Below are 14,979 nucleotides of genomic sequence, written 5' to 3' on the forward strand. Positions count from 1 at the left end.
CCCATGCACTGTTGACAATCGTCGCGAAACGAACATGCCGTGGACGACTTCACCGGCGCTCCGGAATGAACTCTCAACACCGAAATCTCTCTCCAAACATGGCACAGGACCGTAGCGGCCACGCCGGCGCCACCAAGGTGCACGCATGAGCACAGCCGTGCCCACGGGCGACCTGCCCACTGCCGGGACGGGTTCCGGCAACGGCCTGCCCCCCTTCCTGGAGCGCATGCGCGCCCAGCCCAAGCTGCCGTTGATCGTGGGCGGCGCGGCCCTCGTGGCCGCGGCCGCCGCGTTCATGCTGTGGAGCCGCGCGCCCGACTACAAGGTGCTCTACACCAACGTGTCGGACCGCGACGGCGGCGCGATCATCGCGTCGCTCCAGCAGATGAACGTGCCCTACAAGTTCGCCGAAGGCGGCGGCGCGATCCTGATCGCGGGCGACAAGGTGGCGGAAACGCGCCTGAAGCTCGCCGCGCAGGGGCTGCCCAAGGCCGGCGGCGTGGGCTTCGAGCTGATGGACAACCAGAAGTTCGGCACCAGCCAGTTCGCCGAGCAGGTCAACTACCAGCGCGGGCTGGAAGGCGAGCTGGCGCGCTCCATCGAGTCGATAGGCACCATCGAGGCGGCCCGGGTGCACCTGGCGCTGCCCAAGCCCTCGCTGTTCGTGCGCGACCAGAAGAAGCCCTCGGCCTCGGTGGTGCTCACGCTCATGCGCGGGCGCAGCATCGACGAAGGCCAGGTCAGCGCCATCGTGCACATGGTGTCCAGCAGCGTGCCCGACCTGGACGCCAAGAGCGTCACCGTGGTCGACCAGCGCGGCAACCTGCTGTCTTCGGCGCGCGGCACCGACCGCGGGCTGGACGTGAGCCAGATCAAGTACGCGCAGGAAATCGAGCAGGGCTACATCCGCCGCATCGAAGCCATCCTGCAGCCGCTGGTGGGCGCAAGCAACGTGCGCGCCCAGGTGGCGGCCGACATCGACTTCTCGGTGGTCGAGCACACCGACGAGAAGTACAAGCCCAACCAGGACCCGTCGCAAGCCGCCATGCGCAGCCAGCAGAGCAGCGAGTCGGCGCAGCACGGCAGCGGGCCTGCGGGCGGCGTGCCGGGCGCGCTGTCGAACCAGCCGCCGGTGAACCCGACCGCGCCGATCGTCGGCCCGCGCGCACCGAACGCGCCGGGCACGCCGCCGCCCGGAACGCCGGGCGCTCCTGGCGCACCGGGTGCGAATGGCGCCACCGCCGCGACCACCTCCACCGCAGCCACCGGCCCGAGCAGCACGCGCAAGGACACCACCACCAACTACGAGCTCGACCGCACCATCCGCCACGTGCAGCAATCCGCCGGCGGCGTGAAGCGCCTGTCGGTGGCCGTGGTGGTGAACAACCGCGACAGCGTGGACGCGGCCGGCAAGACCACCAGCCGCCCACTGACGCCGGCCGAGGTGGAGCAGATCCGCAACCTCGCCAAGGAAGCCATGGGCTTCAGCACGGAGCGCGGCGACTCGCTCAACGTGGTGAACAGCGCCTTCGCCCGCGAGGCCGACAGCGGTCCCGCGCCCGAAGTGCCGTTCTGGCGCGACCGCGAGAACATCGAGATCGGCAAGACGCTGGGCCAGTACCTGCTGTTTGCGCTGCTCGCCCTGTTCGCCTGGTTCGCCGTGCTGCGTCCGCTGGTGCGCCGCCACGCAGCGCCCCCGCCGGCGCCCGTGCCGGTCGCTGTGCCCGACTTCATTCCGAGCGCCGCGCCGGACGCCAGCGCGCCCTCGCCGCAAGACAGCCTGCGCGAACGCGAGGCCAACCGCAAGAAAGCCGACATGGACTATGCGCACGCGATCGCCGAGAAGGACCCCAAGCTGGTCGCCACCCTGATCCAGCACTGGATGAACACCCATGAGTAACGAACTGGGAACCCGAAAAGGCGCCATCCTGCTGATGGCGCTGGGCGAAGACCGCGCCGCGGCCGCGCTGCACCAGCTGCCCACCTCCGAGGTGCAGACGCTGGGTCTTGCGATGTCCAAGCTGAGCTCGGTCTCCAAGGAAGAGCTGGCCGAAGTGCTGGCCGAGTTCCGCCAGGAAACCGAGCAGCTGTCGGCCCTGCACCTGGGCTCGACCAGCTACATCCGCGCCGTGCTGAAGAAGGCGCTGGGCGAGGACCGCGCCAGCAACCTGCTGGAAGACATCCTGCAGCCCGACGAGCCGCACGGCGGCATCGAGCGGCTCAACGAGCTGGAAGCCGGCGAAGTGGCCGAGCTCATCCGCGACGAGCATCCGCAGATCCTGGCCACGCTGGTGGTGCACCTGGACCGCATGAAGGCCTCCGAGGTGCTGGAGAAGCTCCCCGCCCGCCTGCGCCACGACGTGATCATGCGCGTGGCCACCTTCGGCGGCGTGCAGCCCTCGGCGCTGACCGAGCTGACCGACGTGCTCACCGAGATGCTCGCGGGCCAGGGCCTGCGCCGCAGCCGACTGGGCGGCGTGCGCACCGCGGCCGAGATCGTCAACCTGATGAGCACCGCGGTGGAAGAAGAAGCCATTGCCCATGTGCGCGAACACGACGAGGCGCTGGCCCAGCGCATCGTCGACGAGATGTTCGTGTTCGAGAACCTGCTGGGCCTGGAAGACCGCAGCATCCAGCGCCTGCTCAAGGACATCGAGAGCGACTCGCTCATCATCGCGCTCAAGGGCGCGCCGATGGAGCTGCGCGACAAGTTCCTCAACAACATGTCGCAACGCGCCGCCGAGACCCTGCGAGAAGACATGGAACTGCGCGGCCCCGTGCGTGTGTCGCAGGTCGAGGCAGAGCAGAAGACGATCCTGCAGGTGGCCCGCCGGCTGGCGGAGTCAGGCGAAATCGTGATTTCGGCGCCTGGCACCGATGACTTCGTCTGACCCCGGCGCCCCGGGCGCATTCACTGGCGCGAGCGAGCGTCTCGCCGCCATCCACGCCGCCGCACGGCAGGCCGCCGCTGGCCCTTTGCCGGGCATGACCGGCACGACCAGAAGGCCGGCCCCGCCCGCGCTCTCCGCCTGGGAGCGCTGGGAGATGGGCACGCTCGACGGCAAGCCCTCGGTGCCCGCGAGCCGCAAGGCCGCCGCCGCCGCCGAGTTCAACCGCAACGGCAACCGCGGCGCCGCACCGCTCTCCCCGGTTCCTCAGCCCGCGCCCCCCGCGCCGAAGGTCGACCTGGCCGAGCTGGCCCGCATCCGCAAGGACGCGCGCACCGCCGCCGAAGCCGAAGGCCGCGCCGACGGGCTCGCCGAAGGCCGCAAGGCCGGCCACACCGAAGGCCTGGCCGCCGGGCTGGCCGCCGCCACCGCGCATGCCGAGCGCCTGCGCGCGCTCACGCTCTCGCTGCCCTCGGCGCTGCGCCGCGCCGAGGGCGAGCTGACCGACACCGTGCTCGCGCTGGCGCTCGACGTGGCGCGCCAGGTGGTGCACCGCACGCTGAAGGCCGAGCCCGAATGGGTGCTGCCGCTGGTGCGCGACCTGCTGAACACCGAACCCGCCCTGCGCGGCGAGCCGCGCCTGCTGCTGCATCCGGACGACGTGGCGCTGGTGAAGAACAGCCTGGGCCACGAGATCGAGGCCGCCGGCTGGCTGGTGCGCAGCGACGACACCCTGGCGCGCGGCGGCTGCCGCGTGCAGTCCGCCAACGGCGAACTCGACGGCACGCTGGAGACACGCTGGAAGCGCGTGGCCTCGGTGCTGCGCGAGAACGCCTCCGACGGCGGCGAACCCTCCTGAACGCCATGCGCGAGACCCCCACGATGCAGACCGCCACCGCGAACGCCAACCCCCATCTGCACAAGGTGCGCGCCGCGCTGGACAGGGCGCGCGAGGGCGTCGCCCAGTGCACCACCACCACCGCCTCGGGGCGCCTCACGCGCGCCGTCGGGCTGGTGCTCGAAGCGGTGGGCCTGCAGCTGCCCGTGGGCAGCGACTGCCTGATCGAACTGCCGCCGGGCAATGCGCAGCGCTACGCCGAAGCCGAAGTGGTCGGCTTCGCGGGCGACCGGCTGTTTTTGATGTCGCAGACCGAAGTGGCCGGCCTGGTGCCGGGCGCGCGCGTGTTCGCGCGGCCCGTCACCGTGGAGCCCGGCATGGGCGGCACGGGCGGCAACGCCCACACCAAGCGCCTGCCCGTGGGCGAAGGCATGCTCGGGCGCGTGGTCGACGCGGCCGGGCGCCCGCTCGACGGGCTGGGCCCGCTCGACTTCGCGCGCAAGGTGCCGCTGAGCTCTCCGCCGGTCAACCCGCTGACCCGCGCACCCATCGATTCGGTGCTCGACGTGGGCGTGCGCGCCATCAACGGGATGCTCACGGTGGGCCGCGGCCAGCGCATGGGCCTGTTCGCCGGCTCCGGCGTGGGCAAGAGCGTGCTGCTGGGCATGATGGCGCGCTACACCAGCGCCGAGGTCATCGTCGTCGGCCTGATCGGTGAACGCGGGCGCGAGGTGAAGGACTTCATCGAGAACACGCTGGGCGAAGAAGGCCTGGCCCGCGCCGTGGTGGTGGCGGCGCCGGCCGACAACTCGCCGCTGCTGCGCCTGCAGGGCGCGGCCTACGCCACCTGCCTGGCCGAGTACTTCCGCGACCTGGGCAAGGACGTGCTGCTCATCATGGACTCGCTCACCCGCTACGCCATGGCGCAGCGCGAGATTGCGCTGGCCGTGGGCGAGCCGCCGGCCACCAAGGGCTACCCGCCCTCGGTGTTCGCCAAGCTGCCCGCGCTGGTGGAACGCGCCGGCAACGGCGCGCGCGACGCGCAGGGCCGGGGCGGCTCCATCACCGCTTTCTATACGGTGCTGTCCGAGGGCGACGACCAGCAGGACCCGATTGCCGACTCGGCGCGCGCCATCCTCGACGGGCACGTGGTGCTCTCGCGCACGCTGGCCGAGGCCGGGCACTACCCCGCCATCGACATCGAGGCCTCCATCAGCCGCGCCATGACGGCGCTGATTCCGCAGACGCAGTTCGACAGCGTGCGCCGCTTCAAGCAGATGCTGTCGCGCTACCAGCGCAACCGCGACCTGATCAGCGTGGGCGCCTATGCGCCCGGCCACGACCTGCAGCTGGACCAGGCCATCGCGATGTACCCGCGCATCGAGTCCTTCCTGCAGCAGTCGATGCACGAGCGCACCGGCTACGAGGACTCCATCGCGCAGCTGGACGGCCTGTTCACGCCCGAGCGGCGCGCCTGAGCGGCCTGCCGCACGCCAAGCACACCCGACATCACGCAAGGACTACTTTCATGACCCGCAAGCTTCCCCTCGGCATGCTGATCGACCTGGCCCACACGCAGACCGACGACGCGGCGCGGCGCCTGGGCACGCTGCAGAGCGCGCACCTCAGTGCCAGCCAGAAACTCGAGCTGCTGCTGCAGTACCGCCAGGACTATCACGACCAGCTCGACGCGCTGATGCGCGACGGCCTGCCCTCCTCGCAGTGGCGCAACTACCGCAACTTCCTCGGCACGCTGGACGGCGCCATCGCGCAGCAGCGCGCCATTGCCGCGCAGACCGAAACCCGCCTGGACAACGGCCGCATCGACTGGCAGCAGCAAAAGCGCCGCCTGAGCTCCTTCGACACCCTGGCCGAGCGCGTGCGCGCCCAGGAAATGATGGCCGAGAACAAGCGCGAGCAGCGCGACAGCGACGAACGCGCGGCGCGCAAGTTCTTCGACCGCGTCTCGCACCCGACCCTTTGAATCCCCAGGAACCGACATGCCACCCATGATCTCGCCCCCCGTCTCGCCCAACAGCGGCAGCCCGTCCGTGTCGCAGACCGGCGCGCGCAACCGCGGCGCGGACGATGCGCAGGGCCAGGGCTTCGGCGCCGCGCTGGAGCGCTCGCGCGCCAGCAACGGCAACCAGCGCGCCAGGGCCACGGAAGATGCGTCGGGCGCCACCGCCACGGCCGCAGAGCGCAAGCCGGTGCGCAAAGCCAGTGCCGACGACGACACCAAAGACGCGTTGCCCGCCGACCCGAACCTCGCCTTCCTGGCGCCAGCCCACACGCCGCTGCATGCGCTGACCCTCGCGGGACGTGCGGCAGCCAAGGGCGCCGGCGCGGCCGACGCCGCCAAGGCGGTCGATGCCGCGCAGGGCGCCGCCGCGGGGGCGGACACCCCCGCCGACGCGGCCGCGACCGACCCGCTCGCCAAGGCCCAGGCACCCCTGTCGGATGCGGCCACCCTGGCCGCGAACGCCAAGGCCACGCCCGAAGCGGAAGCGGCGGCCAAGGACGCGGCCAAACCCGCTGCTGTCACTGCCTCCGCCAGCGCAGCCGACGCCGCGCGCGATGCCGACGCCGCGCCGACCGCCTCGCTGCAGGACATCGTGCGCGCCGCCGTCGCGGCACAGGCCATGGGTGCAGGCGCTGCAAAGCCCGCGTCCACCACCGCCGGCCCGGCCGCCGGCGCAGCCTCTGCCGGCCGCGCCGGTCCGCGCACCGCCGTGAGCGCCACCACCGCCGAGCAGCTGGCGAGCGCCGCGCAACCGAAGGCCGCCGAAGGCACAACGGCGGCGATTGCCGCCGCTGCGGCAGCCGCCGTGCCGGCCGCAGCCAACGCCCCCGGCGCCGACACCGACGCAGACCCCCAGGCGAGCGCGACGCCTTTCCTGCTGCAGCAGCCCGCCGCCGCCACGGCCTCGGCCGGACGCAGCGACGAAACCGCCGCCGCGCGCCCCGCGGTGCACACCATCGCGCCCGAGGTCGGCAGCGACAAATGGGGCCCTGCCCTCGGCCAGCAGCTGGCGCGCATGAGCACCACCGGCCACCACACGGCCGAGCTCAACCTCAACCCCGCCGGGCTCGGTCCGCTCAAGGTCACGCTGTCGCTGGGCGACAACCAGGCGCAGGCCGTGTTCGTGTCGGCCCATGAAAGCGTGCGCAAGGCCGTCGAGGCCGCGCTGCCGCAGCTGCGCAGTTCGCTGTCGGAACAGGGCATCACCCTGGGCCAGGCCTCGGTCGGTGCCGACACCCGCCAGGCCGGCGGCCAGGACGCCGCGTTCGCGCAGCAGCAGCAACAGCAGCAGAACGCCGCGCGGCAACAGGCCGCCAGCTACCCCGGTGCCGGCCGTGCCGCCGCCGTCGTGGCGGCCGCGCCCGTGACGGCCGCTCGCGCGGCGCCTGCCGCCCACGCGAGCGCGGGGGTCGACACCTTCGCCTGACGCCCGCCCTCCCCTCGGCGGCGCCTGCCCGGCGCCCGCAATGACGGATATGAAACGCCTTTGTGCGCTTGTTCGACCGTTCGTTGCAGAGGGACTTCGCAAAGAATAGACCGGACCCGCAACCCCGCATCACCATGGCTACCTCCACCCCCGTCGCAACCGCCGTCCCGGCCCCAAAGGCCCCGCGCCGCTTCTCGAAGCTGCTGATCGGGCTCCTGGTCGCCCTCGGCCTCGCGGCCGTCGCCGCCGCCGCGTACACCTTCATCCCCCGGTTCATGAACTCGTCTTCCGAAGCCGCGGAGCCGGCGAAGGCCGCCGAGCCGGAAAAGCCGATCTTCCTGATGCTCGAGCCGCTGACGGTCAACCTGCAGTCCGAAGGCCGCAGCCGCTTCCTGCAGATCGGCATGGCGCTGCGCGTGCCGGACGAAAAGACCAAGGCGCAGATCGTGGAGTACATGCCCGAACTGCGCAGCCGCCTGCTGATGCTGCTGTCCAACCGCACGCCCGACACCCTCGTCACGCCCGAGGGCAAGGCCAAGCTGGCGGAAGAGATCCGCAACACGCTGAACACGCCGCTGGCCGCCGGGCTTCCTCCGCTGGGCATCTCCAACGTGTCCTTCAACACCTTCGTGGTGCAGTGACCCCCTCCTTCGGACAAGCGACCCATGGCGTATGAACAGGTGCTTTCGCAAGACGAGGTCGATGCGCTGCTGCAAGGCGTCACCGGCGACGTCGACCAGCCGGCCGCCGCGCCGCCGGCCAAGGACGGCCTGCCGGCCTACGACCTCGGCGCGCCCGACCGCGTGGTGCGCAACCGCATGCACACGCTGGAGGTCATCAACGACCGCTTCGCGCGCGGCCTGCGCAGCGCGCTGCTGAACTTCATGCGCCGCAGCCCCGACATCTCGGTGGGGCCGGTGCAGATCCAGCAGTACGGCGAGTTCGTGCGGCACCTGCCGGTGCCTGCGAACATCAACATGATCCACCTGAAGCCGCTGCGCGGCACGGCGCTGTTCGTGTTCGACCCGAAGCTGGTGTTCCTCGTGGTGGACAACCTCTTCGGCAGCGACGGGCGCTACCACGTGCGCGTGGAAGGCCGCGACTTCACGCGCACCGAGCAGCGCATCATCAAGCGCCTGCTCGACCTGTCGCTGCAGTGCTACGGCGACGCCTGGCAGCCGGTGTTCCCGCTGGACTTCGACTACGTGCGCGCCGAGATGCACGGCAAGCTCGCCAACATCGTGGCGCCCAACGAGGTGGTGATCAACACCACGCTGCAGATCGAGTTCGGCCCGGTGGGCGGCTTCCTGCACGTGTGCATTCCCTACTCGATGATCGAGCCCATCAAGGACCTGCTGTCCAACCCGATCCAGGACGAGGTCGAGGTCGACAAGCGCTGGGTCAAGCAGATGTCGCGCCAGATGCAGGCCGCCGACGTCGAACTCATTGCCGACTTCGTGACCATGCCCTCCACGCTGGGCGAAGTGATGAAGCTGCAGGCCGGCGACGTGATTCCCATCGAGCTGCCCACCACGGTGCTCGCCAAGGTTGGCGGCGTGCCGGTGATGGAGTGCGGCTACGGCACCTCGAACGAGCGCTACGCCTTGCGCGTGCAACACATGATCTCCCACCAAGACAGTGATTTGAAGAACGACCATGACTGACAACACCTCTTCCGCCAGCAGCGACGCGGACGACTGGGCCAGCGCGCTGGCCGAACAGACGGCGGCCTCTTCTCCAGCCTCGCCGGCCGCGCCCGAACCCACCGTGGCCCCGGCCACCGCGCAGGTCTTCCAGCAGATCCACGACGCGCCATCGGCGCCGTCGAGCACCACCGCGGTGGACATCGCGCGCGTGCTCGACGTGCCCGTGCAGCTCACCGCCGAAATCGGCCGCACCCGCATCACCATCAAGAGCCTGCTGCAGCTGTCGCAGGGCTCGGTGGTGGAGCTCGACGGCCTGGCCGGCCAGCCGCTGGACGTGCTGATCAACGGCTACCTCATCGCCCAGGGCGAAGTGGTGGTGGTGAACGAAAAGTACGGCATTCGCCTGACCGACATCGTCACCCCGTCCGAGCGCATGCAGAAGCTCGCCCGTTCATGAACCTGCGCCGCCACCTTCGAGCGCTGTCGGCCCTGTGCGTGCTCGCGCTGCATGCCGCGCACACGGCCCACGCCGCGCTGCCCACCGTGCCCACGCCCGTGCACGAGGCCCAGCCCGCCGCAGTCGGTGCGTCGGGCCTGCTGCAGGCCGGCTTCGGCATGGCGGTGGTGGTCGGACTGATTTTTCTGTGCGCCTGGCTGGCGCGCCGCTTCGGGCTTCAGCGCCTGGGCGGCGGCCACCTGGTGAAGGTGGTCTCCAGCGCCGCGCTCGGCCAGCGCGAACGCGTGGTCGTGGTCGAAGTGGGCGGCCAATGGCTGGTGCTGGGCGTCACGTCCAGCCAGGTCAACATGCTGCACACGCTGCCGGCCCAGGCACAGCCGGCCTCCGGCACGGCGGGCACGCCCGCCGCCATGAACAACCCTGTCGAACTCTTTGCCCGGAAGCTGCGCGAATCCCTTTCGGGCAAGACGCATACCGCCCCATGACGCATTCCGCATTGCGCCGCGGCCTGCGTGCCGCGCTGCTGCTTGCCGCCGCCGCGCTGCCCGCCGTGGCCTGGACCCAGGGCCTGCCCGGCATCACCAGCACGCCGGGCCCCGGCGGCAGCCAGACCTGGTCGCTGAGCGTGCAGACCATGGTGCTGCTGACCTCGCTCACCTTCCTGCCCGCGCTGCTGCTGTCGATGACCAGCTTCACGCGCATCCTGATCGTGATGGGCCTGCTGCGCACCGCCATCGGCACGCAGACCTCGCCGCCCAACCAGGTGCTGGTGGGGCTGTCGCTGTTCCTCACCTTCTTCGTGATGGCGCCGGTGCTCGACAAGGCCTACACCGACGCCTACGTGCCTTTCTCCGAGAACAAGATCAGCGCCGACAAGGCGCTGGAGCGAGGCATCGCGCCCTTCAAGACCTTCATGCTCAAGCAGACCCGCGAGAGCGACCTGGCCCTGTTCGCGCGCCTGGCCAAGGTGCCCGACATGCAGGGCCCGGAAGACGTGCCGCTGCGCATCCTGCTGCCCTCGTTCGTCATCAGCGAGCTGAAGACCGCCTTCCAGATCGGCTTCACCATCTTCATTCCGTTCCTCATCATCGACCTGGTGGTGGCCAGCGTGCTGATGTCGATGGGCATGATGATGGTGCCGCCCGCCTCCATTGCACTGCCCTTCAAGCTGATGCTGTTCGTGCTGGCCGACGGCTGGCAGCTGCTCATCGGCGCACTGGCGCAGAGCTTCTACCTTTAGGTACGCCGACATGACCCCCGAATCCGTCATGACCATGGGCCACCGGGCCATGGAAATCTCGCTGCTGCTGGGCGCCCCGCTGCTGCTGGTGGCGCTCGTCATCGGCCTGATCGTGAGCATCTTCCAGGCGGCCACGCAGATCAACGAAGCCACGCTGTCGTTCATTCCCAAGCTGCTCGCGGTGTTCGCGACGCTGGTGATCGCCGGCCCCTGGATGCTCGACCGCATGCTCGACTACATGCGCGCGCTGTTCGCCGGCATTCCGCAGCTGGTGGCGTGACGCCGTCGATTCTTTCCGTCACCTCGGCCCAGCTCGAGGGCTGGATGGTGGCCTTCCTGTGGCCGTTCGTTCGCATGCTCGCGCTGGTGAGCACGGCGCCGGTCTTCGGCGAGACATGGGTGCCGCGGCCAGTGAAGGTGGCGGTCGCCGCCATGCTGACCTTCGTGATCGCACCCACGCTGGGCGCCCTCCCCGCCGTGCCGGTGGTGTCCGCCGCAGGCCTGTGGATCATCGTGCAGCAGGTGCTGGTCGGTGCGGCCATGGGCTTTTCGATGAAGCTGGTCTTCAACGCCGTGCTGGCCGCGGGCGAGTACATCGGCCTGCAGATGGGCCTGTCGTTCGCCTCTTTCTTCGACCCCATGAGCCACGGCAGCACCATGGTGGTGTCGCGCCTGCTGAACATGCTGGCGATGCTGATCTTTCTTGCGCTGGACGGCCACCTGCTCATGGTGAGCGCGCTGGCCGACAGCTTCGGCACGCTGCCGATCGCCGACGGCCCCATGGCGTCCGGCGGCTGGATGTTCCTGGTGCTGGCCGGCGGCGACATCTTCGCCACCGGGCTGATGCTGGCGCTGCCGCTCATCACCGCGCTGCTCACGCTGAACCTGGCCATGGGCATCCTGAACCGCGCCTCGCCGCAGTTCAGCATCTTCGCCGTGGGCTTTCCGATCACGCTGCTGGCGGGCATCTTCATGCTGCAGTTGCTGATGCCGAACCTGGCGGCGTTCCTCGAGCCGAGGTTTGCAGAAGCTGTCGCGAACACGCTGCGGTTCACGCAGGCCTTGCGTCCGTAGTTCAGCGCGGTACCTGCCGCTGGCGGGGGTTGGAGAAGCGGCACGAAATGCGCGAAGCCCGGGGGCGACTCAAAGATAGTTGAAGAGCGAGATGCTGTTCAGCTTGGCGAAGGTCATCTGCGTGGCCTGCAGCGACGACTGGCGCTGGTAGAACTCCGCAATGGCGCTGTACGGGTCCAGGTCCTCGATGCTGGAGCGGTAGCTTTCTTCCTGCAGCTTGCTGGCCGAGCCGGCGGTGTCGAGCGCATCGATCTCGGTCTGGCGCGAACCCACCGACGACAGCACCGTCAGCACGTTGTCGTGCGCGTTCGTGACCTTCATGTTGGCCGTGCTCAAGGCGTTCTGCAGCTTGGCCTGGGCCGCCGCGCCGCCGCCGGTGAGCGGGGTGCGCAGCGCCGACACCAGCTCGCCGACGCTCGCGAAGATGTCGGTGCCGGCGTTCTTCGCGGTCGACACGTCGAAGCTGTCGCCGTCGGCCGGGGTGCCGCTGACGCTCAGCTGCACCCCGCCGAACGAAATGGGTTGGCCTGCGGCATACGCGCCGCCGGACACCACCACGGGCGGCGTGTCCTTGGTCGACACCGAATAGTTGCCGCCGGTGAAGCTGACGGTGAAGTCGCGGCCGTAGTTCGGGTCCGTGACGTCCTTCACGCCCACCGAGCCGAACACGGCGGTGCCGGTGTTGCCGGCCGCGGCCGAGGTCACGTAGCCCGCACCGCCCTGCACCGACTGGAAGATGGTGCGGCCGTCGTCCGAGGTGGACAGCTGGCGCGCCACGTCGACCTGCATCAGCCGCTGGCCCTGGTCGCCCACGTACTGCACGCCGCCGCCGGCGGTCGAAACGAAGGGCGGCGAGCCGCTCTTGAAGCCGGCGAACAGGAACTGGCCGTTGCCGTCGTCCGAATTGGCCACGCCGACCAGCTGGTCGAGCGCGCTCTGGATAGTGGTGGCGAGCGAGCCGCGGTCGGCATCCGACAGCGTGCCGTTGCCGGCCGCCACCGTCAGGGTCTTGATGTTCTGCAGGATCGAGGTCACCGAGTTGAGTGCGTTCTCCTCGGTCGACAGCGACAGCGACGCGCGCTGGCGGCTGGTGGCGTACTGCGCGTTTTCCGACAGCGTCTGGGTGACGCCCAGCGCGCGGGCCGCGCCGACCGGATCGTCGCCGGCCGAGAGGAACTTGGAGTTCGTGGCCAGCTGCTGCTGCACACGGAACAGCTTCTGCTGCTGCTGCCCCATGGCGGTGACGTTCTGGTCGTAGAAGGATTGGGTGCTGATGCGCATCGCGGTTTCCTGGATCGGTACGTGGGCGGGTACTGGAGGGAGGCTCAGTTGCTGATGCCGAGGATTGCGTCGAAGATGGTCGAAGCGGTCTGGATCACTTTCGCATTGGCCTGGTACATCTGCTGGAACATCAGCAAGTTGGCGGTTTCCTCGTCCTGGTTCACACCGGAGATCGACTGCTGGCTGGCCTTGATCTGGCTCGTCACGCTGTCTTGCGTGGTGGCCGCCACCTTCACCGCCATGGCGCGGTTGCCCACCTCGCTCACCAGCTGCGAGTAGGCGCCGTTGAAGGTCGCCGTGCCGCCGGCCATGGTGGTCTTGCGCTGCAGCGCGCCCAGCACCAGGGCGTTGCTGTTGTCGGACACGCCCGAGGTGTTCTTGCCGATGGTGAAGGTGTCGCCCTGCGCAGGCGCGCCGGTCATGCCGACGGTGATGCCGTCGAAGCTCATCTTCGCGCCCGCCGTGTAGGGCACGGGCGTACCGGCCGCATAGCTGGTGCTGGTGCCGTCGGCCAGCGTCACGGTCACGGCCGAGGTGGCCGGGAAGCCCGAGAAGCTGCCGCTGGCGGCGTCGTAGCTCAGCGTCAGCGAGCCGGCCAGCGGCGTGCCCGGGTAGCTGGCGTCCACGGTGGCGGCGCCCAGCGCGCCGCTGCCCTTGTTGGCCGCGGTGTTGCCGGTGACGATCGGCGATGCGGCGGCGACCTTGGCCGGGTCGAGCGTGAGCACGTCGAGGTCGCGCGCGCCGGTGCGCGTGGGCTGCACCAGGAACGAGTCGCCGGCCTGCGCGGTGCCGCTGGCAGCGGCGAGGCTGACGCCGTCGAAGGTGATCGGGAATGTGGTGAAAGTGCCCATCGACGTTTTGTCCGAAAGCCGGGTGACCGAGTAGGTGAGCGTGCCGGCCACATCGGTGACGCTCACGTTGTAGTCGCTGGTTGTGAGCTGCGAAGCGTCCGAGACCGTGGCGGCGAACTCGAGGTTGCCCGTGTTCTTTGCGTTGGAGAGCACGCCCGGCACGGCCTGCGTGAAGAAGTCCTTGCCCAGCGCGCCGTTCAGGTCCACGCCCAGCTTGTGTTGCGCATTCACCGCGTCGGCCACCGACATCGCAAGGCGGCCGATGGCGTTCTGCGAGGGAATGAGCGTGTCGCGGCGAAAGCTCATGAGCCCGCCCAGCACGCCGCCGGTGATGGCGCTGTCCGACAGCTCGGAGGTGTTGCCGGCAAAGCCCTGCAGCGCCACCGCCTTGCGCGACGGGTCGGCGGCGGAATTCACCGCCACCATCTGCGAGGCGTAGTCGCCCACCACCAGCGACTGGCCGGTGGCGATGAACACGTTGTACTTGCCGTTGTCCTGCTGCAGCACCTTCACGTCGACCACCTGGCTCAGGTCGCTCACGAGCTGGTCGCGCTGGTCGAGCAGGTCGTTGGGCGGCTGGCCGCCGGCCATGGCGCTGATCTGGCTGATCTGCTGGTTGAGGCTGGCGATCTTGCTGGCGTAGGTGTTGATCTGGTCCACGCTGCCCACGATCTGCTCGTTCACCGAGGAGTTCAGGTCCGACAGGTACTGGTCGGTCGCGCGGAACTTGCTGGCCAGCGCCTGGGCCGAGCTGATCATCTGCTGGCGCGCGGCCGGGTCGGCCGGCGTGTTGGCCACGCCCTGGATGCTGGTGAAGAAGCTCTGCATCAGCGGCGCGATACCCGAGGTCTTGTCGGCCAGCAGGGTGTCGATGCGGTTGATCTGCACGCTGTTGGTGGCCAGCGCGGCCGAAGCCGACTGCGCCGTGCCCAGCTGCGCCGTCAGGTAGCGGTCGTAGCTGCGCGAGACGGTCGTCACGTTGGCGCCCGAGCCGATGAAGCCCGAACCGCTGGAGATGGCGTTGCCGGTGGCAATTTCCGCCACCTGCCGGCTGTAGCCGGCGGTGTACACGTTGGCGGTGTTGTGGGCCGTGGTCATCAGCGCGGTGCGAGCGACGCTCAGACCGCTCAGACCTGTGTAGAACAAACTTCCGGACATATGGCTTTACCTGTCGATGGTGTGTAGGGGTGGCATCGAGTCACTGTCTTTTCGATGCCTTGTTCTCTCTATCGGCAGGATCGGCCGAAAGTTGAGG

General features: G+C 69.6%; 15 protein-coding genes. 13 read left to right on the top strand and 2 right to left on the bottom strand.

Features of this window, described 5'->3' with window-relative positions; all coding sequences use genetic code 11:
• Window positions 1-145 precede the first annotated feature (145 nt).
• The 13 genes from fliF to fliR all read left to right on the top strand — a co-directional run bounded on the left by fliF (window position 146) and on the right by fliR (window position 11,592).
• Window positions 146-1,900: a flagellar basal-body MS-ring/collar protein FliF gene (fliF, locus tag ACSFBM_RS12715; protein ID WP_435484657.1), complete on the top strand. Its 1,755-nt coding sequence runs from the start codon at window positions 146-148 to the stop codon at window positions 1,898-1,900.
• Window positions 1,893-2,891 carry a flagellar motor switch protein FliG gene (gene fliG / locus ACSFBM_RS12720; protein WP_435484658.1) on the top strand — a complete coding sequence of 333 codons (999 nt, stop codon included), beginning with the start codon at window positions 1,893-1,895 and terminating at the stop codon, window positions 2,889-2,891. Before fliF ends, fliG begins: the two co-directional genes overlap by 8 nt.
• The gene (fliH, locus tag ACSFBM_RS12725; RefSeq protein ID WP_435484659.1) at window positions 2,878-3,747 is read left to right on the top strand and encodes a flagellar assembly protein FliH; all 870 of its coding nucleotides are present in this window, start codon (window positions 2,878-2,880) and stop codon (window positions 3,745-3,747) included. Before fliG ends, fliH begins: the two co-directional genes overlap by 14 nt.
• Before the next feature lie 5 nt (window positions 3,748-3,752).
• Window positions 3,753-5,204, top strand: a complete 1,452-nt coding sequence (fliI, locus tag ACSFBM_RS12730) for a flagellar protein export ATPase FliI (RefSeq protein WP_435484660.1) — start codon at window positions 3,753-3,755, stop codon at window positions 5,202-5,204.
• A 50-nt stretch (window positions 5,205-5,254) separates the two neighbouring features.
• Entirely contained in the window at window positions 5,255-5,710 is a 456-nt protein-coding gene (gene fliJ / locus ACSFBM_RS12735; RefSeq protein WP_435436186.1) for a flagellar export protein FliJ, read from the top strand.
• Window positions 5,711-5,735: 25 nt separating this feature from the next.
• Entirely contained in the window at window positions 5,736-7,175 is a 1,440-nt protein-coding gene (locus tag ACSFBM_RS12740; protein WP_435484661.1) for a flagellar hook-length control protein FliK, read from the top strand.
• Between the two features lie 134 nt (window positions 7,176-7,309).
• Window positions 7,310-7,816: a flagellar basal body-associated protein FliL gene (gene fliL / locus ACSFBM_RS12745; protein ID WP_435484662.1), complete on the top strand. Its 507-nt coding sequence runs from the start codon at window positions 7,310-7,312 to the stop codon at window positions 7,814-7,816.
• Window positions 7,817-7,840: 24 nt separating this feature from the next.
• Window positions 7,841-8,839: a flagellar motor switch protein FliM gene (gene fliM, locus ACSFBM_RS12750; RefSeq protein WP_435484663.1), complete on the top strand. Its 999-nt coding sequence runs from the start codon at window positions 7,841-7,843 to the stop codon at window positions 8,837-8,839.
• The gene (fliN, locus tag ACSFBM_RS12755; protein ID WP_435436182.1) at window positions 8,832-9,278 is read left to right on the top strand and encodes a flagellar motor switch protein FliN; all 447 of its coding nucleotides are present in this window, start codon (window positions 8,832-8,834) and stop codon (window positions 9,276-9,278) included. The genes fliM and fliN overlap by 8 nt, the downstream gene beginning before the upstream one ends.
• Window positions 9,275-9,763 (top strand): flagellar biosynthetic protein FliO, encoded by a 489-nt coding sequence (gene fliO / locus ACSFBM_RS12760; protein WP_435484664.1) that lies wholly within the window; start codon window positions 9,275-9,277, stop codon window positions 9,761-9,763. The genes fliN and fliO overlap by 4 nt, the downstream gene beginning before the upstream one ends.
• A gap of 23 nt (window positions 9,764-9,786) precedes the next feature.
• Window positions 9,787-10,518 carry a flagellar type III secretion system pore protein FliP gene (gene fliP, locus ACSFBM_RS12765; RefSeq protein WP_435484799.1) on the top strand — a complete coding sequence of 244 codons (732 nt, stop codon included), beginning with the start codon at window positions 9,787-9,789 and terminating at the stop codon, window positions 10,516-10,518.
• Window positions 10,519-10,528: 10 nt separating this feature from the next.
• Window positions 10,529-10,798 (top strand): flagellar biosynthesis protein FliQ, encoded by a 270-nt coding sequence (gene fliQ / locus ACSFBM_RS12770; RefSeq protein WP_435436180.1) that lies wholly within the window; start codon window positions 10,529-10,531, stop codon window positions 10,796-10,798.
• Between the two features lie 44 nt (window positions 10,799-10,842).
• On the top strand, window positions 10,843-11,592 hold the full coding sequence (gene fliR / locus ACSFBM_RS12775; protein ID WP_435484800.1) for a flagellar biosynthetic protein FliR: 750 nt from the start codon (window positions 10,843-10,845) through the stop codon (window positions 11,590-11,592).
• Between the two features lie 69 nt (window positions 11,593-11,661).
• Here the strand turns inward: fliR and flgL are convergent, their stop codons facing one another.
• Both flgL and flgK read right to left on the bottom strand, forming a co-directional pair.
• Window positions 11,662-12,873, bottom strand: a complete 1,212-nt coding sequence (flgL, locus tag ACSFBM_RS12780) for a flagellar hook-associated protein FlgL (RefSeq protein ID WP_435484665.1) — start codon at window positions 12,871-12,873, stop codon at window positions 11,662-11,664.
• Between the two features lie 44 nt (window positions 12,874-12,917).
• Entirely contained in the window at window positions 12,918-14,882 is a 1,965-nt protein-coding gene (flgK, locus tag ACSFBM_RS12785) for a flagellar hook-associated protein FlgK (RefSeq protein WP_435484666.1), read from the bottom strand.
• Window positions 14,883-14,979: the final 97 nt, after the last annotated feature.

It is taken from the genome of Variovorax pasteuri, from assembly GCF_051216435.1.
GTDB lineage: Bacteria > Pseudomonadota > Gammaproteobacteria > Burkholderiales > Burkholderiaceae_C > Variovorax.